Genomic DNA, 23,740 nt, shown 5'->3' with positions numbered 1-23,740 from the left:
ATGATGTTCACTTGATGTTGGCTTTGATGGCCGCGATGGCGTCTTCCTGCGTATATTCGTGCGTGGCGACCCCGCCCTCCTTGATCTTCGGCAGAGCGGCCTCGAAATCATCCTGGGTGAAGGCGAGATACGGCACCAGCAGGTCGTGGGGAATGTCCTTGCGGCCGTCGAGCACTTGCTGCGCCACCCAGAAGGCCAGCGTCGACACACCGGGCGCGATGGAGGCCGACCAGGTCTGGTAGCCGTCCTTCTCCTTCTGCTCTTTCCACCACTTCAGCTCGTCCTGGCGGTTGCCCATGATGATGGTCGGGCGCGGCTTGCCGGCGGCGGCGAAGGCTTGCGCGGCGCCATAGCCGTCACCGCCCTGGTCGACGATGCCGACGATTTCGGGCAGTGACGGCAGAATGGTCGCGACCGCCTTCTGCGCCGTGGTCTGGTCCCAGTCACCGGTCACCGAGCCGACGATCTTGAATTCGGGGTGAGCGGCGACGCCTTCGAGGATGCCGGCATGAATGGCGTCGTCGATCGACGTGCCCGCGAGGCCACGGATTTCAAGCAAATTGCCGCCCTTGGGCTGGAACTTGGCCATCTGCTCGACTTCCTGCTTGCCCATGTCCTTGAAGTCGACGACCACGCGGTAAGCACAAGGCTCGGTGACGGTGCCGTCGAAGGAGACGACGACGATGCCGGCATCGCAGGCCTGCTTGATGGCGCCGTTCAGCGCATCCGGCGAGGCGGCGTTGATGACGATGGCGTCATAGCCCTGCAGGATCAGGTTCTGCACCTGGGCTGCCTGCGTCGGCACTTCCTTGTCGGCAGTGGTGAAGACATCGGCCGCTGCGACGATCTTGTCGTCCACCGCTTTCTTGGTGACGATGCCATAGCTGTCGAGCATCGCCTGCCGCCACGAATTGCCGGCGTAATTGTTGGAGAAAGCAATCTTCTTGCCACTGGTGTCGGCAAACGCCGTACCGGCTGCGAGCACCGCTGCAAGGGTGCCCAGAACGAACAATTTCTTCATGTCATACTCCTCCCGAGAGTTGCTGGTTTTGATGGCTGCTGGTGACTATCGCGCTTGCGTACCTGTTTTTTATCTATTGTCAGACAAAAGTGCAGAAGGCCGGCGAGCTGTCAACTGCAATCCATAAGAAGCCACCGATCACATTGCGGTGCGACGATTGAAAAGGCTTCGGTGGATGGGCTAGGCATGCAGGCAGGAGGCCGCAGACGCATGGCAGTGACGCCGATCGTTCCCCCGGGGGCTCCGGGAATTCCGGCGCGCTGGACGTCGAGCGCCAAGAGCGGCGTCGGCGCGGCGCTTTCGCCGTTGAGCCGCGTCTGGTTCACGCTCAGCCATGGCATCCTGAACGAGATCTACTATCCCGGCGTCGACAGTGCCTGCACCCGCGACCTCGGCCTGATCGTCACCGGCCCGAACGGATATTTCTCGGAAGAAAAACGTGATGCCACGCATGCCATCGAACCATTCGAAGAGGGCGTGCCAGCCTACAGGCTGGTCAACACCGCTGATGACGGCGCCTACCGGATCGAGAAGCGCATCCTGGCCGACCCGGCGCGACCCACCTTGCTGCAGGAGATTACCTTCACGCCGCTCAAGGCCGCCCCGGGCGACTACCGCGTCCACGCCTTGCTGGCGCCGCATCTGGTCAATGCCGGCATGGGCAACACCGCCTGGGTCGGCGACCATGAGGGAGAGCCTGTGCTGTTCGCCTGGGGCCGCAGCACCTGCCTTGCGCTGGCCTCGTCGCTATCCTGGCGGAGCTGCTCGGCCGGTTATGTCGGCGTTTCCGACGGCTGGCAGCAGCTCAAGCACACCGGCCAACTCGATCCGGCCTGCCAGCGGGCCGAGGACGGCAATGTAGCGCTGACCGGCGAAATCGGCTTTTCCGCCACCAGCACGAAAGCCGTCCTGGCGCTGGGCTTCGGAGCGACGCCCGAAGAGGCTGCTCGAAATGCCTTCGCCAGCCTCAGGCAGGGTTTCGCGGTGGCGGCAACATCCTACGCCGAACAATGGCGCGAATGGCAGGCGGGCCTGCTGCGGCTGGACCGCCACGGCGCGTCCGGAGTGAACAGCTACAGGATCTCCACCGCCGTGCTGGCAACGCACCGGTCATCGCTCATGCCGGGCGCGGCGGTCGCCAGCCTGTCGATCCCGTGGGGCTTCGACAAGGGCGACGACGATCTCGGCGGCTACCATCTGGTCTGGCCGCGCGATCTGGTCGAGACGGCGGGCGGCTTTCTCGCCGCCGGCGATGCCGCCTCGGCCCTGCAAACCCTCGACTATCTCTGCTCCATCCAGCAGCCGGATGGCCACTGGCCGCAGAACGCCTGGCTCGATGGGACAGCCTATTGGCCGGGCATCCAGATGGACGAATGCGCCTTTCCGCTGCTGCTGGCGGATGCGCTGCGGCGCCAGGGCCATCTGCCACGCGTCAGGCTCTTGTCCTTCCTGCCAATGATCGAGCGCGCCGCAGCCTATGTCGTGCGCAATGGACCCGTCACCGGCGAGGACCGCTGGGAGGAGGATTCCGGTTACAGCCCGTTCACCCTCGCCGTTGAGATCGCGGCGCTGCTTGCCGCCGCGGATATGCTGGAGGCCTGCGGCAAGCAGGACGCAGCAAGCTATCTGCGCGAGACCGCCGACGGCTGGAACGATCAGGTCGAGCGCTGGACCTATATCACCGGCACGGCAAGCTGCGAGGCGGCCGGCGTCGCGGGTTACTATGTCCGCATCGCACCGCCCGACAGCGCCGAGGCCGGTTCGCCGAAGGACGGCTATGTGCCGATCAAGAACCGCCCGCCTGGCGATACCGACCGGCCGGCGCAGGAAATCGTCAGCCCGGACGCATTGGCCCTGGTGCGCTTTGGCCTCAGGGCAGCCGACGATCCGCGCATCATCGACACGGTCAAGGTCATCGACGCGCAGCTGCGCCGGCAGCTGCCGCAGGGGCCGCTCTGGTATCGCTACACCGGCGACGGCTATGGCGAGCACGAGGACGGCGCACCATTCGACGGCACCGGCCAAGGCCGCCCCTGGCCGTTGCTCGCCGGCGAGCGGGCCCATTACGAGCTGGCGGCCGGACGCAAGGACAAGGCGACCTTGCTGCTCGCGGCAATGGAGGGCTCGGCCGGGCCGGGCGGCCTGTTGCCGGAGCAGGTCTGGGACGGCGCCGACCTGCCCAAGCGCGAACTGCGGCATGGCAAGCCCTCGGGCAGCGCCATGCCGCTGGTCTGGGCGCATTCCGAACACATCAAGCTGTTGCGCTCGTTGCGCGACGGCGCGGTGTTCGACAGGCCGCCGCAAGGCGTCGAACGCTATATCGACAAAAAGACCGTCTCGCCGTTCAGGACTTGGCGCTTCAACAACAAGATACGCTCCATCCCGGCCGGCAAGACAATGCGCCTCGAGCTTTTGGCAAAGGCGACCGTCCATTGGAGCGTCGACAATTGGGCGACCGTGCATGACAGCGCGACCAGCGAGAATGCCTTCGGCATCCACCTCGCCGATCTGCCGGTGGCCGGCCTGCCCGAGGGAAGCACGCTGATCTTCACTTTTTTCTGGCCCGGCAGCGGCGATTGGGAGAATGTCGACTTCTCCGTCATCATTGGTGAACAGGACAGACTGTAGAGCCTTTCCCGGCAGATCCTCTTCAAGACACAAGGACGAGACCATGCAGATCGGAATGATGGGACTGGGCCGGATGGGCGCCAACATGGTCCGGCGCCTGATGCGTGACGGCCACGAATGCGTCGTCTACGACATCAACCCGGCAAGCGTTGCGGCCCTGGTCGGCGACGGCGCGATCGGCGCAGCCTCGATGGAGGAGTTCGTCGGCAAGCTCGCCAAGCCGCGCAGCGCATGGCTGATGCTGCCGGCGGCGATCACCGGCACGATCGCCGACCAGGTGGCGGCGCTGATGGAACCCGGCGACATCATCATCGATGGCGGCAATTCCTACTATCACGACGCCGTCGACCAGGCGGCTGAACTCGCGGCCAAGGGCCTCAGCTATGTCGATGTCGGCACCAGCGGCGGCGTCTGGGGGCTGGAGCGCGGCTACTGCCTGATGATCGGTGGCCCGGACGAGGCAGTGCGGCATCTCGATCCGATCTTCGCCACGCTGGCGCCGGGCGCCGACGCCGGCGCCAATCCGGCCAAGGACGCCGGAACCGCGCCCTTCGGCTATCTCCACTGCGGGCCTAGCGGAGCCGGACATTTCGTCAAGATGGTCCATAACGGCATCGAATACGGCGTCATGGCGGCCTATGCGGAGGGCATGAACATCCTGAAGTCGGCCAATGCCGGCAAACGGCAACGTTCGGCCGACGCCGAGACCAGCCCGCTGGAAAACCCGCAATATTACCAGTTCGACATCGACCTTCCCCAGGTCGCCGAAGTCTGGCGGCACGGCAGCGTCATCGGCTCCTGGCTGCTCGACCTCACGGCCGGCGCGCTGAAGGCCGATTCGGCGCTGACCCAGTTCGGCGGCAGGGTCTCGGATTCGGGTGAAGGACGCTGGACGCTGAAGGCAGCCATCGACACCGGCGTGCCGGCCCCGGTGCTGTCGTCGGCCCTGTTCGACCGCTTCTCCTCGCAAGGCGAATCCGAATTCGCCGACAAGCTCTTGTCGGCCATGCGCTATGCCTTCGGCGGCCATGTCGAAAAACCGAAGGCCGGCTCGTGACGGCGACAGGAGAGACGCACTCATGAGCCAGGAACGGTCCGACACGCTGGTGCTCTTCGGGGCGACCGGCGACCTCGCCCACAAGAAGATATTTCCGTCCCTCTACGCCATGGTCGCCAAAGGGACGCTCAGCGAACCGGTAATCGGCGTCGCCTTCGACGCCTGGGATTTGAAGAAATTGCAGGATCGGGCGCGTGACGGCATCGTCAATGCGCTCGGCAGGATCGACGAGAAGGTGTTCGCCAAGCTCGCGTCGCTGCTGCGCTATGTCAGCGGCGACTATCGCGATCCGGCCACGTTCGAGAAACTGAAGAGCGCGCTGGGCACCGCCCAGCGGCCGCTGCACTATATGGCGGTGCCGCCGACCATGTTCGAGACGGTGGTCCAGGGCCTGGAGCAATCGGGCACGGCGCGCGGCGCGCGGCTGATGGTGGAAAAGCCCTTCGGCCATGACCTGCAATCGGCACGCTGGCTGAACCGGGTGCTGCATCTGGTGTTCGACGAACAGTCGATCTTCCGCATCGACCACTATCTCGGCAAGGAAGCGATCCAGAACCTGCTCTATTTCCGCTTCGCCAACTCCTTCCTGGAACCGATCTGGAACCGCAATTTCGTCGAGAGCGTGCAGATCACCATGGCCGAGGATTTCGGCATCGACGGGCGCGGCCGCTTCTATGACGAGGTCGGTTGCGTCAGGGACGTGATCGAGAACCATCTGCTCAACATCCTCCTGCTGCTGGCGATGGAACCGCCTGTCGGCCGTTCCGCCGACGACCTGATCGATGAGAAGGTCCAAGTGCTGCGCGCGATCCGCACCTTGACCAAGGACGATATCGTGCGCGGCCAGTTCGACGGCTATCTCGCCGAGCCCGGCGTGGCGCCCAACTCGCCGGTCGAAACCTTCGCCGCGGTGCGCTTCCTCGTCGACACCTGGCGCTGGCGCGACGTGCCGTTCTTCATCCGCGCCGGCAAGAACATGCCGGTGCATGCCACGGAGGTGATCGTGCGGCTGAAGCGGCCGCCGCTCGATGTCTTCGACCCGATCAAGCCGAACGACGCCAATTATGTGCGCTTCCGCATCGACCCGCAGGTGGCGATCTCGATCGGCGCGCAGCGCAAGGCAGCGGGCGACGACATGATCGGCGAGCAGGTCGAACTGACGGCGCTCGACGACAGCAAAGGCGACATGCCGCCCTATGAACGGCTGATCGGCGACGCCATGAACGGCAATGGCCAGCTTTTCACCCGTCAGGACGCCAGCGAACTTGCCTGGCGCATCGTCGGGCCGGTCCTCGGCGACACGACGCCGCCGCATCTTTATGAACCGAAGACCTGGGGGCCGGCCGAGGCGATGAACGGCTTCGGGCCGCCGAACGGCTGGATCAATCCGTCGAAATAGGCTGGGAGACGGCAGCATGGGCAGGACGGCAAGGTCGAAAACGGCGAGCAGCGACCCGACCGTGCTGTCGATCGACATCGGCGGCTCGCACATCAAGATCCTTACCAGCGCAGGCGGCACTGAGCACCGCGCCGATTCCGGGCCGGATCTCACACCGCAGCAGATGATCGATGCGGTGAAGGCGCTGGCCGACGGGCTCTCCTACGACGTCGTCTCGATGGGCTATCCCGGCCCGGTGCATCACAACAGGCCGTTGCTCGATCCCGCCAATCTAGGCAGGGGCTGGGCCGGCTTCGACTTCGCCGCGCAGTTCGGCAAACCGGTCAAGGTGGTCAACGACGCGCTGATGCAGGCCATCGGCAGCTATGAAGGCGGTCGCATGCTGTTCCTGGGGCTGGGAACCGGCCTGGGTGCGGCGATGATCGTCGACAACGTAGCCCAGCCGATGGAGCTCGCCCATCTCCCCTACAAGAAGGGCAAGAGCTTCGAGGACTATGTCGGTGAACGCGGCCTTGTGAAACGCGGCAAGAAGAAGTGGCGCAAATCCGTTTTCGACGTCGTCGAGAGGCTGCGCGCCGCCATGCAGCCCGATTATGTCGTCATCGGCGGCGGCAATGTCGACAAGCTCGACGATTTGCCCGCCGACAGCAGGCGCGGCGACAACACACGCGCCTTCGAAGGCGGATTTCGTCTGTGGCGAGACAAGGCCCTGATCGTCTGATAGTATTACAGTTCAGTATAGTTATTCAAAATAATGTGCGACGCTGGGCCAAGTCGTTGCATTGCGCAGATTTGCCGACTAGGAATTCCGGCGCACTACATCGCGACGCACCGCGAGGGACGTGCAAAGACGCCGCCGCACTTCAACTTTGCGCATCATCCCATCCGAAACTGTGCCGATTTCGGGCCCCATACGCCATAGACGGAGGAAAACAGATTGACCGACGACAGCAACGACGCTCGCAAGGATATCGACCTTCTCGAGCTGACCGCCCATATCGTGTCGGCTTACGTCGAGAAGAACCGCCTGCCCGCCTCCGGCCTGGCCGACCTCATCGCCAGCGTCAGCGCTTCGATCAGTGGGCTCGGCCAGCCGGCCGTACCCGTGGCGGCGCCGCTCGTGCCGGCGGTCAATCCCAAGAAGTCGGTGACGCCGGATTTCATCATCTGCCTGGAGGATGGCAAGAAGTTCAAATCGCTGAAGCGTCATCTGGGCGTGCATTTCGGCCTGACGCCGGACGCTTACCGCGCCAAATGGGGCTTGCCGTCGGACTATCCGATGGTCGCTCCCAATTACGCGGCCTCGCGTTCGGAACTGGCGAAGTCGATCGGTCTCGGCCGCAAGGCCGTCGCCCCGAAAGCGCCGGCCAGGGGCAGGAAAGCCAAGGTTTCGGCCTGAGCGCGCATTCCGGCGCTGAGCCAATGGTTTGATTGAGGCCTGCCGGCGGTTCCGTCTTGGCAGGCTTCATGCTTTTTTGGCTTGGACGTGCCAAGCCATGAACTACACCAGGATGGTGATCGAGAAAGAGGCGCCGGAGGAATACGGCTACGACCGCATCCGTTACAATCTCTCCGAAATTCGATCGCCAACCAGAAGTCTCCGCCGCGCTGAGGGAATGATTTTCCACCCCGCCTGCAGGCAGGCAGGAAAGCTCAGTTCGCTGCCGGAACGGAACAGCTCAGATCGCCTTCCTTGCAGTTCAGGTAACCCTCGAAGTCCTTGACCCGGGATTGCGTCAGGCCATCCATGCACATCGAGAGGAGCATAGGGACCATGCTGCCTCCGGCCGCTCCCGCGGTCTGGAAATTGCACTCGGCGTCGCGGAACTTGATCCAATCCTGCTGCGCTTGGACAAGAAGCTTCTTGGTATCCGCGTCGTCCTTCAGGCGGGTTTCGATCTGCTTGTAAAGTTCGTTGAGCTTCTTGTCGGATTTCCTGAACGAAGCATCGGCGCACTGGTTCATGGTGGCCTGATCCTTGGCATCGGCGCACTTGTCCTTGGCAAAAGCGAAAGCCGGCATGGCCAGAACCACGGCGGCGGTCAGAATTGCGGTTTTCATGGGTTCTCGTCCTCTTTGCAGGTGAGCGGCATCGTCATTCCGTAACGGTTTCGGCGAAGCACCTGGCCAGCTTTTCCGGTGCTCCAAGCTTCTTCGCCCAGGACACCAGTTCAGCCTTCTCCGATGGATCGGCATAGCCGCCCCATACGTCACGAAACTGCTTCCTTCCGTCGACGGTCTGGAAGAACATCACGCCGTCATCGCTAACAGGCGTGGAGACATACGCGGCGCTCCAGTTGCCGCTTTCCAAGATGGTGATGAACTTGGCGCGGGCGGGCTTGAACTTATTGTCCATCGCCGAAGCGACGAGCGGTGCATATTCCTGTTTGCGCGCCTTCGTCACTTCGACCTTGACGCCGTCGCAGGCATCGTTCGCGAAAGCAGATGTCGGTATCAACCCCGCCAGCCCGATCACGACGATTTTGGCGTGCCGTCGAACCAAGTCGCCGAGTTCAGACATAGGTGATTTCCTCTTCCTTCACGGAGTGTGGCTGTCAGTCGGAATCGCCGTCATCCGACGAATTGTCATCGTCAGGCGCCTCGACCTGGCAGCCAATGCCATTGCACCCCTGATAGTTGCCCTGCGTATCGAAGTTTGGATTGCCTTGCCTGTCGTATTGCGGCCTGTCGTCGATGCTTTGATCCTCATCATCAGGGTCATCGACTTTGCATCCGATCCCATGGCAGCCAATGTATCTGCCTCGCGTATCGAAATTGGGATTGCCTTGCTTGTCGTATTGCGGCCTGGTGTCGATGGTCTGATCGTCGGTGGTGCAGCCGGCGACCGCCAGTAAAACACTGGCGATAACCGAATAAACTATACGTTTCATGATTTATTCTCCTCGCTCCCCGGCGGCGGTTCATCCGTCGATCGGGGGACGATCGGAAGAGGACAAAAGCTTCGCGGACCACGAAACGCCCGGGCTGTGGTCCATGCATTCGACGACTTTGCGGCCGGCTGTCGCAATTCCTCAAGTCGAGGGGAACGCTCCCAGCGGGAGCCGCCTTGGCGAATGTCCATTTCCCTCTCCATGCCTAGCGCCCATCCGCCCAAGCATGCCAACGATCCGCCGGCGCGGTTGATGTATCCATAGGTTGTAACCGATGTCCCCGGCTAGCAAGGGAAAATTGGCCGATCTTGAGTTCTGTCTTGAAAATGCTTAATAATCCAGTAAGCACCCTGCTTGATTTAGCAAGTACTTAAATGCACGTGACAGAAAGGAGCCAGCAAAAGATTGCTGGTTACGCCTACGCTCTTCGCACTATTTTAAAATAAAATGTCCTATTATTCCAATTCACAAGGGACGGCGATATATAAAGGTAAAATGACGCTCGGCATTATCGCCAGAACCTCAATGTATTGGTAAGTTTCGGCCAGGCCAGTGGGCAGGCCGAAAGAATGCTGCTCACTGATCGGCTTTCAAGGCTATCGCGTGAACGATGGGGAGACATGCGGTCTTCGAGACACCCGATAAGCTTTCCTGTCCCGCTGGGTCTTATGGGTTTCGTGCGTTCGATGGAACACGTCAGAAAATCCTTGATCCAGAACCTGTTTTTGCGCGCCTCATACGTCGAACTGGGCTAAAGGGTTCCCTGGCCGGACCAGCGTCCATCGTGGAAGTGCCCCGCCGGCCTCCATCCTTCTAACGGGGCCTCGTTCCATGACCTCCGAACAGATATCACCGGACCAGCGCTATGCCGCGTTCCGCCATCGCTCCTTCCTGAGCTATTGGGCGGCGCGCTTCCTCACCACATTCGCCACCATGATCGTGTCCGTCGCGGTCGGCTGGCAGATGTACGATCTGACCCGCGACCCGCTCGATCTCGGCCTTGTCGGCATCGTCCAGTTCCTGCCTGCGCTGCTCCTGGTGCTGGTCACCGGGGTCGTTGCCGACCGTTTCGGCCGCCGGCTGATCATGGCGCTGGCGGTGCTGCTCGAGGCGATCTGCGCGCTCGCGCTGCTCATCCTGACCCTGCGCGGCATCAGCGGCCCGCTGCCAATCTTCATCGTGCTCGCCATGTTCGGCATTGCCCGCGCCTTCTTCGGACCGGCCTCGTCGTCGCTGTTCGCCAATCTGGTACCGCCCCGGGATTTCGCCAACGCCATCGCCTGGAACTCGTCGGCCTGGCAGACGGCGACCATCGTCGGGCCGGTCGCCGGCGGCCTGCTCTACGGCGTATCGGCCGAGGTGGCCTATGGCACGGCCACGGCGCTGATGCTCGTCGCCGGGCTGCTGATCTTCACCATACCGAGGCCGGCGCAGCGCAGCGAGACCGACAAGCCGACCATGCAGACCCTGTTCGCCGGCTTTGGTTACATCTGGGGCGAGAAGATCGTGCTTGGCGCCATCTCGCTCGATCTCTTCGCCGTGCTCCTGTCCGGCGCCTCGGCGCTGCTGCCGATCTATGCCCGCGACATATTGCAACTCGGCCCCTGGGGGCTTGGTCTGCTGCGCTCGGCGCCAGGGGTGGGTGCCATCTGTGTCGCCATCTGGCTCGCTGGCCATCCTATCCGAAACCACGCGGGCCTGATCATGCTCGGCTTCGTGGCCGCGTTCGGCGCCTTTACGGTGCTGTTCGGCCTGTCGACCATCGCCTGGCTGTCGATCCTGGCATTGGCCTTCCTCGGCGCCACCGACATGTTCAGCGTCTACATCAGGGAAACCTTGATCCAGCTCTGGACCCCCGATCATGTCCGCGGCCGCGTCAACGCCGTCAATCAGGTCTTCGTCGGCGCCTCCAACGAGCTCGGCGAATTCCGCGCCGGCACCATGGCGGCGCTGATCGGCACGGTGCCGGCCGTCGTCATCGGCGGCGTCGGCGCCATCGCCGTCGCCGGCCTGTGGGCCTACCTGTTCCCGGCGCTCCGAAGGGTGCGGCACCTCAATGGACGAAACTGACGGGGCATCGAATTCAGGTCCACCGGTATCGGCGAGCTGCGAATCTGTGCTAAGCCGCCGCCCGACCAACCAAAGGACGATACCTGTGAGCGAACCGACCGTGGCCGAGGCAACCGAGAGGATCTATGTGTCGCTGCGCGCCGACAATGCCGATCTCGACGCCCATATCGCGACGCTTAAGGCAGCGCTGGCACGAGAGGGGATAAAGCAGGCGGTGTTCGATCCCACCAAACTGGCGCAGAACAACCGCTCGGGCCGCAAATTGATGCAGGCTTATTTTCGCCAGCGCGGTGTGAGCGTGGCGTTTTCGGACTAGCAGGCGTTAAACGATCCGCCGTCAGGGGATGGTTGTGCCGCGACCGCGCCGTCGGGCGCCGAAAATCAGCACCAGGAACTCGTCCAGCCAGCGCTTGAGGTGCATGTCCCAGATGAGCCGGCCGCCGAGATGGTCGCGGCCGGGCTGGGCGCCCGGCAATTCGAAGCGGTGCGCGCCGCGCACCACCCAGCGCTGCATCATCACTCGGGTCAGTTCGCCATGGAACTGGATGCCCCAGGCATTCTCGCCGTAGCGAAAGGCCTGGTTGGGATAGGTCTCGTTCGTAGCCAGCAGTGTCGCGTCGCTGGGCAGCGAAAAACCTTCGCGATGGAACTGATAGACCATTTCGGGCCAATGCATCAGCTGCCTGCCGGCTTCGGTCGCCTTGAGCGGATACCAGCCGATCTCGACCAGACCTTCGCCATGGCCCTCGACCTTGCCGCCGAGATGGTTGGCCAGCATCTGCGCACCAAGGCAGATGCCCAGCAGCGGCCGGTTCTCACGCAGCGGAACCTCAAGCCAGTCGGTCTCGCGGCGGACGAATTCGTCCTCGTCATTGGCGCTCATCGGCCCGCCGAACACCACGGCGCCGGCATGGGCGTCGAGTGTCTCCGGCAAGGCATCGCCAAGCGGCGGACGGCGGATGTCGAGATCGAAGCCTTCTTCGAGAAGCATATGGCCGACCCGCCCAGGGCTCGAATTCTCCTGATGCAGCACGATCAGGATTCTCGGCTTCGAACGCGACGGCTTCGGCGGCATCGTAAGATGGGACCCTATTCGTCGCTAGACGTTCCAAGGGCGTCCGGCGACCCGGCCGCCGCCTTGCGGCGCGCCTCGATCCGGTCGTGGCGTTCGACGCCGATCAGCTCGGCAACGCGCCAGACCGTGTTGTCCTCCAGCTCGTGCAGCTCGCCATCGGCATAGACGATCTCCCACATCAGGCCGATAAAAGCCTTGCGCCCTTCGGCATCGAGGTGACGCTTCAGCACGCTGGTGAAGGCATAGAGGTCGATCGCCTCGTTGTCGGCGCGCTCGCCGGCCGCAGCCAGCGCGTCTAGTTCGTTGCCGTTGATCGAATAGGTCTGCGCCAGCACTGCCTTGAACCGCTCCCACTCGACATCCTGGCGCACGCCGTCCGCGTTCATGACATGGTAGAGCAGCGCCGAAGCCGCCACGCGTGGATCATCGGCGCTGGCGCGGGCACCGGCGCCGGTCGGCAAATCCCTCAGAAACGACAGAACGCGTTCGAACATCGATCCATTCCCAAACGACCGGGCCACCCGGACAACTCAAAACAACCGGAACCGGCGCGGCGATTTTTCCGCCTCGTCGTCCGGATCGACGCCGGGATCGTCCGGCAGGCGCGCCAATTCCTCCGCCGGCTCGACGGCCTCGGCATCGTCAGGCTCCGCGGCGAAGGCCTGCGCCGTCACCGGCCTGACATCGCCCTCGTGGGTCTCGGCCTGCTTGCCTGCCGTCTCGCTCCCCGAAGCGGCATGATCGATCACCTCGACCGGCTTTTCCGGCGCTGGCCTGCCAGGCGCTTCGATGGCCACCACCGGAGCGTCCGGCGCCTCGTCACGACTGTCGATCAGTTGGCCGAGGCGCTCCATCGGCGCGCGCCACTCGAAGGCATCGAGCCGGCCGGTGACCGGCGATACCGGCGCCCAGCGCTCCGAGACCACGCCGTCGGCGACCCAGGCCGGATCGCGCGGCGCCCGCACCGCCTTGGCCAGAAGCTGCCGCACCTTGCCCTGGTCGCCGGTCTCGGCTTCTTCGATGTCGGCCAGAAGCAGATAGGCGCCCTCGCGGCGGTCCATCCGGATTGCCGCCTCGGCCTCGCGGCGGGCGGTCGCAAAATCCTGCGCATCGAGCGCGGCGCGCGCCACCGTCATTGAGGATTCGGCGTGGTTCTTCCTCATCTCCTGCAATTTCTTCGCCCGGTTGAGGCGATCGAGCACGGCGTCGCCTGGCCTTGCATGGGTATAGAGCTCCGCTATCTCCGGATGCGGTTCGGCCCTCCAGGCCGTCTCGAGTATTTTCGAGCCCTTGCGCACGTCGTTCTGGCGAAACAGCAGCGTCGCAGCCGCGACCGCGGCCGGCGCGAACTCCGGCTGCAGCCGATTGGCCTCTATCGCCGCCGTGCGGGCGGCCGCGGGATCGCTGTCGGCGAGTGACTGCGCCTTGGCGGTCAACAGCACGGCGCGTCGGCGGTTGGCGGCGTCGCGTTCGATCTGGCGGGTCGCCTTCTGCGCCTCGACCAACTTCAGCGCGCCGTCCCAGTCGCCGCGACCGGTCAGCTCTTCAAGCGTCGATTCGGCCGCCCAGGCCAGTTGCGGCGCCATGCCGGCGGCGCGCCCGGCATAGTGCCTGGCGGCATTGCGGTCCCCCAGGCGCTCGGCTTCGAGATAAAGTCCGCGCAGGCCGAGCAGCCGCATCTCGGGATCGTTGAGCATGCTCTCGAATTTCTGGCGCGCGCCTTCGTGGTCGCCTTCGAGCAGCGAAGCCTGGGCCTCGAGCAGATGGATCAATGGCTCCTGGTCGGAGCGGATCAGCTTGGCCGCTTCCTTGGTCTTCTTGCGAGCCAGTGCGCCGTCGCCGGCGCCGGCGGCGATCATGCCGGTCGACAGCGCCTGATAGCCGCGGTCGCGGCGCCGCACCCGGAAATAGCGCGAAATGGTGTAGGGGCTGTTCCAGACCGACTTGATCAGCCACCACAGGATCATCACCGCCGCGACGACAGCGACCACCGCCACCGCCGCCACCATCAGGCTGACCTGATACTGGTAGCCGTTGAAGGTGATGACCATGTCGCCCGGCCGGTCCGCCAGCCAGGCAAAGCCTAGGCCCAGCGCGAAGACGACGGCGAGGAAGAGCAGGATTCGGATCATCGCTGGTTCCTCACGCCTTCATCGCGCCTGATATCAGCGCATCGATCAGCGTCTCGACCTCGATGCGTGCCTTCAGCTTGCCGGCAAAATCGGCGCCGGCCGCCTTTGCAGGCGCGGGCAGCGTCTCATATTCGGTGAGCGCCTTGGCATAGTCGCCCTGATTGACCGCCACCTCCATGCGCGCGATGGTTTCCGGTGCGCCGGCGCCCTGGACAGCGCCGATCGGCCGGACTTTGACCAGCGATTCGGCGCTCGACAGAAGGTTCTGCAGCAGCCCGGCATTTTCGTCCACGGGCGTGGCCGCCGCGACCATGGCGTTGGCTGCGGCATCCATCTGCGATGCGATCTCGGTGCGGGTCTGGACGCCCTTTTGCGCGTAGGCACGCAGAGCCGCAAGCTGCGGCGCGTCCGGCGCTATCGCGGCGAAGGTCTCAAGCTCGGCACCGAACGGCGCGCCACGGTCGAGCGCCGCCTTCAGCGCCGAAGCGGCGATGGCGAGCGCGACCTTCGGCTGTCCGGCCTGCGCCTCGACTTTGCCGGAAAGCTGCGCCACCGACTGCTCCAGCGCGGTGAGCCGGCCGTCCTGCTTCGCCGCCGCCTCGCCGGCCGATTTGACCAGCGCATCGAGGCCGGCCAGCCTCTCATTGAGCGGACCGAGATCCACTGGAGCCGGGTTGCCGGCCTTGCCTAGCGCCCCAACCGCCGTCTCGATCTGCCTGACCTTGTCGCCAAGCGCGGCCAGCCCGGCATTGTCGCCCGCTCCGCCTTGCTCGGCCGCCGATTTTAGCGCCGCGACATCCGTCCTGACCTGGTCCAACGCCGCGGACAAGCTGTCGACCTTGGCCGACGCACCGCCGTCGCCGGCTTGCTTCAGATCCGCGATCTCGGTTCTGAGCGCAGCGATTTCGCCGTTGACGCCTTCGAGCGAGACGCTGGCACCGGAGCCCGGCGCGCCGAGCAGGCCGGCAAACTGCAATCCGCCGGCGCCGACCAGCGCGATGACACCGCCGATGATGCCCGCCGCGATGCCGTTGACCCGCTTCGGCGGCGGTGGCGGTGCGGATGCGGTTTTCCCGTTCCCCGCCGAGGCGCCGGTCACCGGCCCGGCCGGATCAGGTTCGGCGCGCTTCGCCGATGCGTCCTCGAAACTGTAGTCGAAGGCGCCGGCCTTGCCAGCGGCGTCGTCCGGGGAACCGGGGTAGGCCGCCGCCGGTTCGTCCGCCTTGCGGGCGCTTTCCGCGGATCGATCCGATCGGCGCGCTGTCGCCTCGGCGTGCTCCCAGGGTTCGAGATCGGTCTGGTCGGCGTGCACAGGCTCTTCGGGCGCCTCCGGCTGCGAGGCGTTCGCGGCTTCCTCCGCCTTGGCCTCGTCGGTTTGCGCCCCGGCCTTGGCGGCATTCTCGTCGGCGATGCGGGAAACGGCGCCGGGCTCGAGTTCGATGGTCACCGGATCGCGGCGGCTTTTCGAATGTCGCATCTTCGGCGTCTTGACCATGCTTGGGCTCCGCGAATTCGCTTGGGGATGGTTCAAAGAGGGTCTAGCACATCACCAAGCGGTGAAAAGGGGCGGTGTGATGACGCGGCTCAGCGCCCGGGCCGCAAAAGCGAAAGCAGCGCATCCTCGTCGGGCCGTGCAGCTATGCGGATACGGTCGCCAGCGACGTCGCCAAGGACGGCGGCGATGCGATGCGACAGGGCAAAAACCCGCGTCTTGCCAAAGATTTCATGCAGCGCAGGCCGCCTGACCAGGACCCGCAGCGCGGCAGCCGCCCTGGCGGAATAGAGCAGCACCGCATCCGCGGTTTGCCCTGACAGACGGGCGAGCACGGCCTCGTCCGAATAGGTCACGGCGAGCGTGTCGTATGTCTCGACGGGGCGGACCCCGACATCGGCAGCTTGCAGCCCCTGCTCGAATGTCGGGAAGCGCACGCGTCCGCAGAGATAGACAATGGTCTTGCCCTGGAATTCGCCGGCAAGACTGCCGGCAAGACCCTCGGCATTGCCGGGACCTTCGCTGACGGACAAAAACCCTGCTTCACGCGCGGCTTGCGCGGTCCTCTTGCCGACGGCATGGCAAGGCAAGTCCGAAAGCCGGGCGACGACCTCCTTCGGCGCAAAGCGCACGGCATTGGCGCTGGTCACCGCAACGGCCCCGGCATTGACGATGACGAGGTCCGCATCGACCGGCAACGCCACCGTCTCGGTCAGCGGCAAAAGCACCGGTAGAAACCCCATGTCCTGCAGCAGTCGCGCGGTGCGGGAGGCGCCCAGTTCCGGCCGCGTCACCAGAACGCGCTGCACCGTCAGGCCCAGCCGTCGAAGAATGTCTCGCCGGCCCTGGCCCGCACCGTCCTTGCCGCCTCTTCACCGATGAGGGCGGCATCCAGCGCCGGGCCTTTCATCTCGACCATGTGCGACTGCGTACCATCAGGCGAGATGATCAATCCCGCGAAAGAAAGGTCCGCGCCGTCTATCACGGCATGACCGGCAATCGGTGTGCGGCAGGAGCCGTCGAGGGCCGCCAGGAAAGCGCGCTCGCAAGCCAGCGCCTGTCCGGTCGGCAGGTCATGAATGGCCGCCAGCATCTGTTCGACGTCGCCATCGCCGATGCGGGTTTCGATGCCGATCGCGCCTTGGCCCGGCGCCGGCGGAAAGATGTCGAGCGGGATCAGATCGGTGACTACATGGCCGAGCCCGAGCCGCTTCAGCCCGGCATGGGCGAGGATGGTGCCGGCGGCCACGCCTTCATCGAGCTTGCGCAGCCGCGTCTGGACATTGCCACGGAACATCACCACGTCGAGATCCGGCCGCATGCGGCGGATCAGCGCCTGGCGCCTGAGCGATGACGAGCCGACTTTCGCCCCTTTGGGCAGGTCGGCGATCGTCTTAGCCGCCCTGCCTACAAAGGCATCGCGTGCATCCTCACGCGGCAAAAAGGCTGAGAGCTCCAGGCCGTCGGGCAATTGCGTCGGCATGTCCTTCGAGGAATGCACGGCAATGTCGATCGCGCGGGCGAGCAGCGCCTCCTCGATCTCCTTGGTGAACAGGCCCTTGCCGCCAGCTTCCGACAGCGGCCGGTCCTGGATGCGGTCGCCACTGGTCGAGATGACAACTATTTCGAACGCTTCTTGCGGCAAATCATGCGCCGCCATCAGCCGCGCCCGCGTTTCTTGCGCCTGCGCCAGCGCCAGCGGGCTGCCGCGTGTTCCGATCTTCAAGATTGTTTGCATGGCGCGCGGTCCGTGATAACCCCCGGGCAGGCGAAGTCGCCTTTTCCGGGCGTCTCCTACCGGGGAAAGCCTCGATATACAATCTCTAGGGGATAGCGACCAGTTGATCCGCGTTCTGGGCATCGAAACGAGTTGTGACGAGACCGCCGCCAGCGTCGTGGCGCTGGAGGGCGATGCCGCGCCCAAAATCCTGTCCAATATCGTGCTGTCGCAGATCGAGGAGCATGCCGCCTTCGGCGGGGTTGTGCCGGAGATCGCCGCGCGCGCCCATGTCGAGGCGCTGGACGGCATTGTCGAGGCAGCCCTTGCCGATTCGGGCGTGGCGCTGGCCGACATCGACGCCATCGCCGCGACCGCAGGTCCGGGCCTCGTCGGCGGCCTCATCGTCGGGCTGATGACGGCCAAGGCGATCGCAGCCGCGGCCGGCAAGCCGCTGATCGCCGTCAACCATCTCGAAGGCCATGCCTTGACGGCACGGCTGACCGATGGGCTCGACTTTCCCTATCTGCTGCTGCTGGTTTCCGGCGGTCACACACAGATCCTGGCCGTGCGCGGCGTTGGCGACTACCAGCGCTGGGCGACGACCATCGACGATGCGCTCGGCGAAGCCTTTGACAAGACAGCCAAGATGCTTGGCCTGCCCTATCCCGGCGGTCCCAATGTCGAGAAGGCGGCGGCATCGGGCGATGCGGGCCGTTTTTCCTTCCCGCGTCCGATGAAGGGGTCGGCGCAGCCCGATTTTTCGTTCTCCGGCCTGAAGACCGCTGTGCGCCAGGCGGCGAGCGCGATCGAGCCCTTGAGCGACCGGGACGTCGCCGACATCTGCGCCTCGTTCCAGGCGGCGGTGGCCGACGCGCTGGGCGACCGTGTCTCGCGCGCGCTCGCCCGGTTCCGCCGGCAATTCCCCGGTACGGTAGCGCCGGCGCTGGTCGTCGCCGGTGGCGTCGCCGCCAACCACACGATCAAGGCGACGCTGGAACGGCTGTGCGCCGAGGCGTGCTTCGCCTTCGTCGCTCCACCGCTGAAACTTTGCACCGACAATGCGGCAATGATCGCCTGGGCCGGCATCGAGCGGATGCGCGAAGGCCTGGCGCAAGAAAACGGCTTCGATTTCGTGCCGCGCTCGCGCTGGCCGCTGGACAGCATCTCCGCGCCGATGATCGGTTCGGGCCGGCGCGGGGCCAAGGCATGAGCAAGGATGGCATGAGCAAGGAGGGCATGAGCGAAGAAGGCATGAGCGGCGTCGAGGCTGCGCCAACCGGCTGGCGCGTTGCCGTGCTCGGTGGCGGGGCCTGGGGTACCGCTTTGGCGCTGGCCATGCTACGCGCCGGCCATTTCGTCCGCCTTTATGCGCGCGACCCGGAGACCGTCGCCGCAATCGACCACGGCGAAAATCGACGCTATCTGCCTGGCATCGCGCTCCAGGCCGGCATCGTGGCGACGAGCAACATCCAAGCCGCGCTCGACGGAGCCGATTGCGTGCTGGCAGTGGCGCCTGCGCAATCGCTGCGGGCGATGCTGACAGCCACCAAGCCGCATATGCCTTCCGGCATTCCGCTTGTCCTTTGCGCCAAAGGCATCGAACGCGACACCGGCAACTTGCTCTCGGCGATCGTCGGGGAGATCCTGCCTGGGAGCCCGGTCGCCGCTCTGTCCGGCCCGAGCTTCGCTAGTGACGTCGCCCGCGGCTTGCCGACGGCGGTGGTGGTTGCCGCCCGCGACGAGGCGCTGGCGGCCAAGCTTGCCGCGCGCTTCTCGGCGGAAAATCTGCGCTGCTATTCGAATGATGATTTGATCGGCGTCGAGATCGGCGGCGCGTTGAAGAACGTCTTCGCCATCGCCGCGGGTGCCGTCACTGGCGCCGGGCTTGGCGCCAGCGCCCAGGCCGCCATGGTGACGCGCGGCTTCGTCGAACTGCGCCGCATCGGTGCCGCCTTCGGCGCCAGACCCGAGACGCTGATGGGGCTTTCCGGCCTTGGCGACCTGCTGCTCACCTGCTCGTCCGCGCAATCGCGCAACTTCGCCTACGGACTGGCGCTCGGGCAAGGCAAGCCGCTTGGCGGGCTGCCGCTGGCGGAAGGCGTGCCGACGGCGGCGATCGCCGCCCGCATCGCCACCGAGCGCGGCATCGACGCGCCGATCATCGCCGCCGTCGCCGCCATACTGGACGGCACCGTCACCATTCGCCAGGCTGTGTCGGCGTTGATGACCCGGCCGCTGAAGACCGAAACCGACGATTAATCCCCACGACTTTGATCCACCGACCAGGAGAAGACCATGCTGTTTGCTTTGATCTGCAAGGATAAACCGGGAAGCCTGCAGGTGCGCCTCGACACACGGCCCGAGCATGTCGTCTTTCTTGAAGGCCTTGTTGGCGAAAGGAGACTGGCGTTCGCCGGCCCGTTCCTCGACGCCGACGGCAAGCCGAATGGCACCTTGGCGGTGATCGAGGCACCCGACATGGCTGCTGCACAAGCTTTGTCGGCGGCTGATCCCTACGCCAAGGCCGGCTTGTTCGAAAGCGTCGAGATCCGCCAGTGGAACTGGACGATCAACAAGCCGGCGGCTAGTTAATCCCGGTCGCCCGCAAATGGGCCGCAAGGAGGAGAAAAAATGAACTACTGGCTGTTTAAATCCGAACCCTCGGTTTTCTCCTTCGACGCGTTGAAAGCCAAGGGCAAGGCCGGCACGCAATGGGACGGCGTGCGCAATTACGCGGCGCGCAACAACATGAAGGCCATGCAGATCGGCGATCTCGGCTTCTTCTATCATTCCAACGAGGGGCTGAACGTGGTCGGCATCGCCGAGGTCTGCGCGCTGGCTCATCCCGACACCACATCGGACGATCCGCGTTGGGAATGCGTCGACATCCGCGCCTTCAAGGATGTGCCGAACCCGCCGACGCTGGAGCAGGTCAAGGCCAATCCCAAGCTCGCCGACATGGCGCTGGTGCGGCTCGGCCGGCTTTCCGTGCAGCCGGTGACGCCGGCCGAATGGAAGGAAGTCTGCCGCATGGGTGGGCTGACGCCGGCTCCGTGACGGTTCTCACGAGCCATAGCGCGGAACGCTTCATCCTCGACAATACGACGCTGATGGCGCCGCCGCACGTGCCGGAGATTGCGCTGTATCTTGCCGACGAGGCGCATGATCTGTGGCAGCGGACCGAGGACGAACTGGTCGAGATCGGGCTGCCGCCGCCTTTCTGGGCCTTTGCCTGGGCCGGCGGCCAGGGGCTTGCCCGCCATATCATCGACAACCCCGCCATGGTGCGGGGCAAGCGCGTGCTCGACTTCGCCTCCGGCTCCGGTCTCGTCGCCATCGCCGCGGCCAAAGCCGGCGCGGCAGGGGTGACCGCCGCCGACATCGATCCATTCTGCGCCACGGCGGTCCGGCTCAATGCGCAAGCCAATGGCGTCGCGGTCGAATTCGTCCAGAATGACTGCGTCGGAACGGATGCGGACTGGGACGTGGTTCTTGCCGGCGATGTCTTCTACGACAAGCCGTTCGCAGACCGGCTGACGTCCTGGTTCGCGGCTCTGAAGCGGCGCGGCGCCGATATCCTGATCGGCGATCCCGGCCGCTCCTATCTGCCGCGGTCGGGGTTGGAACCGCTTGGCGTCTACCAGGTACCGGTGACGCGGGCGCTTGAGGATGCCGAAATAAAACGCACCACTGTCTGGCGGTGGAGCACCGCGCGCCCGGCTTGACGCCGCCACTGAACAGGCGTTTCCATGAGCTCCGGGTCAGTGGGGGATATCATGGATTTTTCAGCGGTTAACTGGCTGGCGGTGATCGTCGCCGCAATCCTGGCGTGGCTGTTCGGCGCCGGCTGGTACACCGGTTTGAGCAAGCCATGGCTGAAGGCTGCAAAACTCGATCCGGCAACCATGAAGAAATCGTTGCTGCCATTCCTCGTCTCTTTCATCGCCGAGTTGGTCATGGCGCTTGTGATGGCCCTGGTCGTCGGCGCGGTGACGGGCGGCGAGCCGACATTGCTGGCGGGACTGGTCTTCGGTTTCGTGCTTTGGCTCGGTTTCGTCGCAACCACGCTGTCGGTCAATCATCGCTACGAGAATTTCGGCTGGGACCTGACCGTCATTGACGGCGGCCACTGGCTTGGCGTGCTGCTGATCATTGGCGCCGTGGTTGGCTGGTTCGGCGCCGCGGCGAGCTGAAGGCCTCCGCTACACCCGGTCCGCAGTTTGGGATTTTGCCATTTCCTCCAGAATCCACGTGCGAAAGGCAATGATGCGTGGATCGTTCACCAGTTCCTTGGGATAGACCAGGAAATAGGCGAATTCCGGCGCGACCTTGATGCCGAGTTCGAACGGCCGCACCAACCTGCCTTCGGAAAGGTCGTTGGCCACCATGGCGAAATCGGCGAGCGCCACGGCGCTGCCTTCCATCGCCGCCTGGACCGCGTCGGCCGAGGTGCCGAAAACGATGGTGCGGCTGTCGTCGAAATCGTCGACCCCGGCTGCGGCCATCCACATGCGCCAGTTCGGCCAGGTCACGCCCTGCCGCGCCCATTCGATATGGGCAAGCGTGTGATGGAAGAGATCGCGCGGTTCGCGCAGCGGCGGACCTGATGCCAGCAGGCTCGGGCTGCACACGGGGATGATGACGTTGTCGAACAGCCGGTGCGCGCAAAGTCCCGGATATCTGCCGGCGCCGAAGCGGATGCCGACGTCGACATCGTCAAGGTCGAAATCCCGCAATCCGTAGGCGATGTCGAACCTGAGTTCGATGCCCTCATGTTTTTTTCGGAAATCCTCGACCCGCCGCATCAGCCATTTCGTCGCGAATTGTGCGTCGAGAGTCACTTTCAGCAGCGTCGTGCCGCGCGTCATCTTCTGTGCCCGCGAGACGGCCTTGCCAAGCAGGTCGAGCGCATCGGCAGAGGCCTCGAACAGCACCGTTCCGGCCTCCGTCAGCCGGATGCTGCGGCTGGAGCGCGTGAACAGGACGATACCGAGCTGGTCTTCGATCTCCTTGATCTGGTGGCTGACGGCGGCTGGTGTCAGGCCGAGTTCGTCGGCGGCCCGGGTGAAATTGAGATGCCGGGCCGCTGCCTCCAGCGTCCTCAGCGCCCGGGTTCCCGGCACCAGGCGGGCCATCAGCGTGGCCCCAGAACAGACGCGGTCATGGCGTCCTGATCCTCAAAGAAAACTTGATAATCCGGAAAGAACTACTCGTTTCTCTCCAATCTTTCAATCGGGCATGATGCGACCATCGAACCAATATCAAACCGGATTTTATATCCGGATGGAAGGAACCGCATCATGTCTCACATAGCTTTGAGAGCTCCCGCGAGCCGGCTGAACTGGCTGACCGCCGCGTTCGACTGGCTCCGCCAGGCCAAGGTCGCGGCAAGCCTGCCGCAGGACGATGTCGAGGACTTGTCGGATCGCCAGTTGCGCGATGTCGGCGCCACACGCAAAGACGTCTCCCGTGCCATGGACCGCGAACTCGGCCGGCTGGGCCTGCTCGACATCGGCTGGCAGCAGCCACGGAGGTAAAGGGGGTAGGCAGTAGGATTAGGAAGAGCCCTACTGCCTACTGCCTATTTCCCTACACCCAATCCCTACCTTACCACCCTCACCACCGTCCGGTCCGACAGCAGCGGCAAAAGTCGCGCCATCGTGCGTGCGGTCACCGCGACGCAGCCTTGCGTGGGCGTGAAGCCCGGGCGCGCCAGGTGGAAGAAGATGGCGCTGCCGCGTCCGCGTCGGCGCGGCGTTATATTCCAATCGAGCACAAGGCAGGCATCATAGAGCCTGTCGTCGCGCCGCATGCGTTCGTGGCTGGCGCCGTAGGGGATCTTGACCGGCCTGTTATAGTTTCGGTCGTCGGGCACTTCGCACCAGCCGAGATCAGGCCCGATCGGCGTCATCGCCAGCCGGGTGATGCGGCCGCTGGAGAAGTGGTCTCCCCGGAAATAACCCGACAGGATCCGCATTTGGCCAAGCGGCGTGGCGCCGTCGCCTTCGCGCTTGCCGGCCGAGATGCCGCCACGTCCCAGCGCGCAGGCAAACACCGTTCTGCCCGCCTGCAGCAGCCCCTGGCTGGGATGGCCGGGCCTCGCCCGCACGGTCAGCACCCGCAGTCCTTTTCGCAAAATTGCGCCGGCTGCATTGCGATCGTGTTTTTTCTTGTATGATCGTGCCACGGAACAAATCACTGTGATCGGCTGTTGTGCCGGTCAGCTTCCGCATAAACAGGCAGCGGTCAACTGAA

26 protein-coding genes are annotated in these 23,740 nt (G+C 64.6%); 14 read left to right on the top strand and 12 right to left on the bottom strand.

Going from position 1 to position 23,740, the window contains the following annotated elements:
• Positions 1-7: 7 nt before the first annotated feature.
• Positions 8-1,021, bottom strand: coding sequence for an ABC transporter substrate-binding protein (locus tag LB533_RS01925; RefSeq protein ID WP_140662722.1), 1,014 nt, complete (start codon positions 1,019-1,021; stop codon positions 8-10).
• Between the two features lie 210 nt (positions 1,022-1,231).
• Here LB533_RS01925 and LB533_RS01920 point away from each other — a divergent pair, with 210 nt between their 5' ends.
• From LB533_RS01920 to LB533_RS01900, 5 genes are all read left to right on the top strand, one after another.
• Positions 1,232-3,649, top strand: coding sequence for a glucan 1,4-alpha-glucosidase (locus LB533_RS01920; RefSeq protein ID WP_224676528.1), 2,418 nt, complete (start codon positions 1,232-1,234; stop codon positions 3,647-3,649).
• 43 nt (positions 3,650-3,692) lie between these two features.
• Positions 3,693-4,706, top strand: coding sequence for a phosphogluconate dehydrogenase (NAD(+)-dependent, decarboxylating) (gene gnd, locus LB533_RS01915; RefSeq protein ID WP_224676527.1), 1,014 nt, complete (start codon positions 3,693-3,695; stop codon positions 4,704-4,706).
• Between the two features lie 22 nt (positions 4,707-4,728).
• Complete coding sequence (zwf, locus tag LB533_RS01910) at positions 4,729-6,105, top strand: glucose-6-phosphate dehydrogenase (RefSeq protein ID WP_140643378.1); 1,377 nt, start codon at positions 4,729-4,731, stop codon at positions 6,103-6,105.
• A 16-nt stretch (positions 6,106-6,121) separates the two neighbouring features.
• Positions 6,122-6,826, top strand: coding sequence for an ROK family protein (locus tag LB533_RS01905; protein WP_224676526.1), 705 nt, complete (start codon positions 6,122-6,124; stop codon positions 6,824-6,826).
• A gap of 216 nt (positions 6,827-7,042) precedes the next feature.
• Positions 7,043-7,504 carry a MucR family transcriptional regulator gene (locus tag LB533_RS01900; protein ID WP_140492615.1) on the top strand — a complete coding sequence of 154 codons (462 nt, stop codon included), beginning with the start codon at positions 7,043-7,045 and terminating at the stop codon, positions 7,502-7,504.
• Positions 7,505-7,758: 254 nt separating this feature from the next.
• Here LB533_RS01900 and LB533_RS01895 read toward each other — a convergent pair whose 3' ends face one another.
• The 3 genes from LB533_RS01895 to LB533_RS01885 are packed head-to-tail and all read right to left on the bottom strand — an operon-like array spanning position 7,759 to position 8,996.
• On the bottom strand, positions 7,759-8,166 hold the full coding sequence (locus LB533_RS01895) for a lysozyme inhibitor LprI family protein (RefSeq protein WP_224659010.1): 408 nt from the start codon (positions 8,164-8,166) through the stop codon (positions 7,759-7,761).
• 34 nt (positions 8,167-8,200) lie between these two features.
• Positions 8,201-8,626, bottom strand: a complete 426-nt coding sequence (locus LB533_RS01890) for a hypothetical protein (protein WP_224676525.1) — start codon at positions 8,624-8,626, stop codon at positions 8,201-8,203.
• Positions 8,627-8,660: 34 nt separating this feature from the next.
• Complete coding sequence (locus LB533_RS01885; protein WP_224676524.1) at positions 8,661-8,996, bottom strand: hypothetical protein; 336 nt, start codon at positions 8,994-8,996, stop codon at positions 8,661-8,663.
• Positions 8,997-9,827: 831 nt separating this feature from the next.
• On the opposite strand from LB533_RS01885, the gene LB533_RS01880 reads away from it, so the two are divergent.
• Both LB533_RS01880 and LB533_RS01875 read left to right on the top strand, forming a co-directional pair.
• Positions 9,828-11,066, top strand: a complete 1,239-nt coding sequence (locus LB533_RS01880) for an MFS transporter (protein ID WP_140580174.1) — start codon at positions 9,828-9,830, stop codon at positions 11,064-11,066.
• 85 nt (positions 11,067-11,151) lie between these two features.
• On the top strand, positions 11,152-11,382 hold the full coding sequence (locus LB533_RS01875) for a hypothetical protein (protein WP_224676523.1): 231 nt from the start codon (positions 11,152-11,154) through the stop codon (positions 11,380-11,382).
• A gap of 21 nt (positions 11,383-11,403) precedes the next feature.
• On the opposite strand, the gene LB533_RS01870 is transcribed toward LB533_RS01875, so the two are convergent.
• From LB533_RS01870 to hemC, 6 genes are all read right to left on the bottom strand, one after another.
• Positions 11,404-12,141 (bottom strand): glutamine amidotransferase, encoded by a 738-nt coding sequence (locus LB533_RS01870; RefSeq protein WP_224676522.1) that lies wholly within the window; start codon positions 12,139-12,141, stop codon positions 11,404-11,406.
• A 14-nt stretch (positions 12,142-12,155) separates the two neighbouring features.
• On the bottom strand, positions 12,156-12,635 hold the full coding sequence (locus tag LB533_RS01865) for a TerB family tellurite resistance protein (protein ID WP_224676521.1): 480 nt from the start codon (positions 12,633-12,635) through the stop codon (positions 12,156-12,158).
• 36 nt (positions 12,636-12,671) lie between these two features.
• On the bottom strand, positions 12,672-14,273 hold the full coding sequence (locus LB533_RS01860; RefSeq protein WP_224676520.1) for a heme biosynthesis protein HemY: 1,602 nt from the start codon (positions 14,271-14,273) through the stop codon (positions 12,672-12,674).
• A gap of 10 nt (positions 14,274-14,283) precedes the next feature.
• Entirely contained in the window at positions 14,284-15,768 is a 1,485-nt protein-coding gene (locus LB533_RS01855) for a mitofilin family membrane protein (RefSeq protein ID WP_140643361.1), read from the bottom strand.
• Between the two features lie 89 nt (positions 15,769-15,857).
• Complete coding sequence (locus LB533_RS01850; protein WP_140643359.1) at positions 15,858-16,574, bottom strand: uroporphyrinogen-III synthase; 717 nt, start codon at positions 16,572-16,574, stop codon at positions 15,858-15,860.
• Between the two features lie 2 nt (positions 16,575-16,576).
• Positions 16,577-17,503: a hydroxymethylbilane synthase gene (gene hemC / locus LB533_RS01845; protein ID WP_140643357.1), complete on the bottom strand. Its 927-nt coding sequence runs from the start codon at positions 17,501-17,503 to the stop codon at positions 16,577-16,579.
• 103 nt (positions 17,504-17,606) lie between these two features.
• Between hemC and tsaD the strand changes: the two genes are divergently transcribed.
• The 6 genes from tsaD to LB533_RS01815 are packed head-to-tail and all read left to right on the top strand — an operon-like array spanning position 17,607 to position 21,678.
• A complete protein-coding gene (gene tsaD, locus LB533_RS01840; protein ID WP_140643355.1) occupies positions 17,607-18,695 on the top strand; it encodes a tRNA (adenosine(37)-N6)-threonylcarbamoyltransferase complex transferase subunit TsaD in 1,089 nt (362 codons plus the stop codon).
• A gap of 26 nt (positions 18,696-18,721) precedes the next feature.
• On the top strand, positions 18,722-19,744 hold the full coding sequence (locus LB533_RS01835) for an NAD(P)H-dependent glycerol-3-phosphate dehydrogenase (RefSeq protein WP_140643495.1): 1,023 nt from the start codon (positions 18,722-18,724) through the stop codon (positions 19,742-19,744).
• Positions 19,745-19,780: 36 nt separating this feature from the next.
• Complete coding sequence (locus LB533_RS01830) at positions 19,781-20,077, top strand: YciI-like protein (RefSeq protein ID WP_140643353.1); 297 nt, start codon at positions 19,781-19,783, stop codon at positions 20,075-20,077.
• A gap of 39 nt (positions 20,078-20,116) precedes the next feature.
• Entirely contained in the window at positions 20,117-20,542 is a 426-nt protein-coding gene (locus tag LB533_RS01825; protein WP_140643351.1) for an EVE domain-containing protein, read from the top strand.
• Positions 20,497-21,210 (top strand): class I SAM-dependent methyltransferase, encoded by a 714-nt coding sequence (locus LB533_RS01820; RefSeq protein WP_411908870.1) that lies wholly within the window; start codon positions 20,497-20,499, stop codon positions 21,208-21,210. The genes LB533_RS01825 and LB533_RS01820 overlap by 46 nt, the downstream gene beginning before the upstream one ends.
• Positions 21,211-21,261: 51 nt before the next feature.
• The gene (locus LB533_RS01815) at positions 21,262-21,678 is read left to right on the top strand and encodes a DUF1761 domain-containing protein (protein ID WP_140643347.1); all 417 of its coding nucleotides are present in this window, start codon (positions 21,262-21,264) and stop codon (positions 21,676-21,678) included.
• Positions 21,679-21,687: 9 nt separating this feature from the next.
• Here the strand turns inward: LB533_RS01815 and gcvA are convergent, their stop codons facing one another.
• Positions 21,688-22,620: a transcriptional regulator GcvA gene (gcvA, locus tag LB533_RS01810; protein WP_140643346.1), complete on the bottom strand. Its 933-nt coding sequence runs from the start codon at positions 22,618-22,620 to the stop codon at positions 21,688-21,690.
• 165 nt (positions 22,621-22,785) lie between these two features.
• Between gcvA and LB533_RS01805 the strand changes: the two genes are divergently transcribed.
• Positions 22,786-23,022 carry a hypothetical protein gene (locus tag LB533_RS01805; RefSeq protein WP_140643345.1) on the top strand — a complete coding sequence of 79 codons (237 nt, stop codon included), beginning with the start codon at positions 22,786-22,788 and terminating at the stop codon, positions 23,020-23,022.
• A gap of 65 nt (positions 23,023-23,087) precedes the next feature.
• On the opposite strand, the gene LB533_RS01800 is transcribed toward LB533_RS01805, so the two are convergent.
• Positions 23,088-23,603 carry a L,D-transpeptidase gene (locus LB533_RS01800; RefSeq protein ID WP_224556321.1) on the bottom strand — a complete coding sequence of 172 codons (516 nt, stop codon included), beginning with the start codon at positions 23,601-23,603 and terminating at the stop codon, positions 23,088-23,090.
• Between the last annotated feature and the right edge of the window lie 137 nt (positions 23,604-23,740).

Source organism: Mesorhizobium sp. BR1-1-13 (assembly GCF_020165515.1).
Taxonomy (GTDB): domain Bacteria; phylum Pseudomonadota; class Alphaproteobacteria; order Rhizobiales; family Rhizobiaceae; genus Mesorhizobium.
Note: the sequence above shows the minus strand (reverse complement) of the source record. Positions and strands in the feature narration are given on the sequence as shown.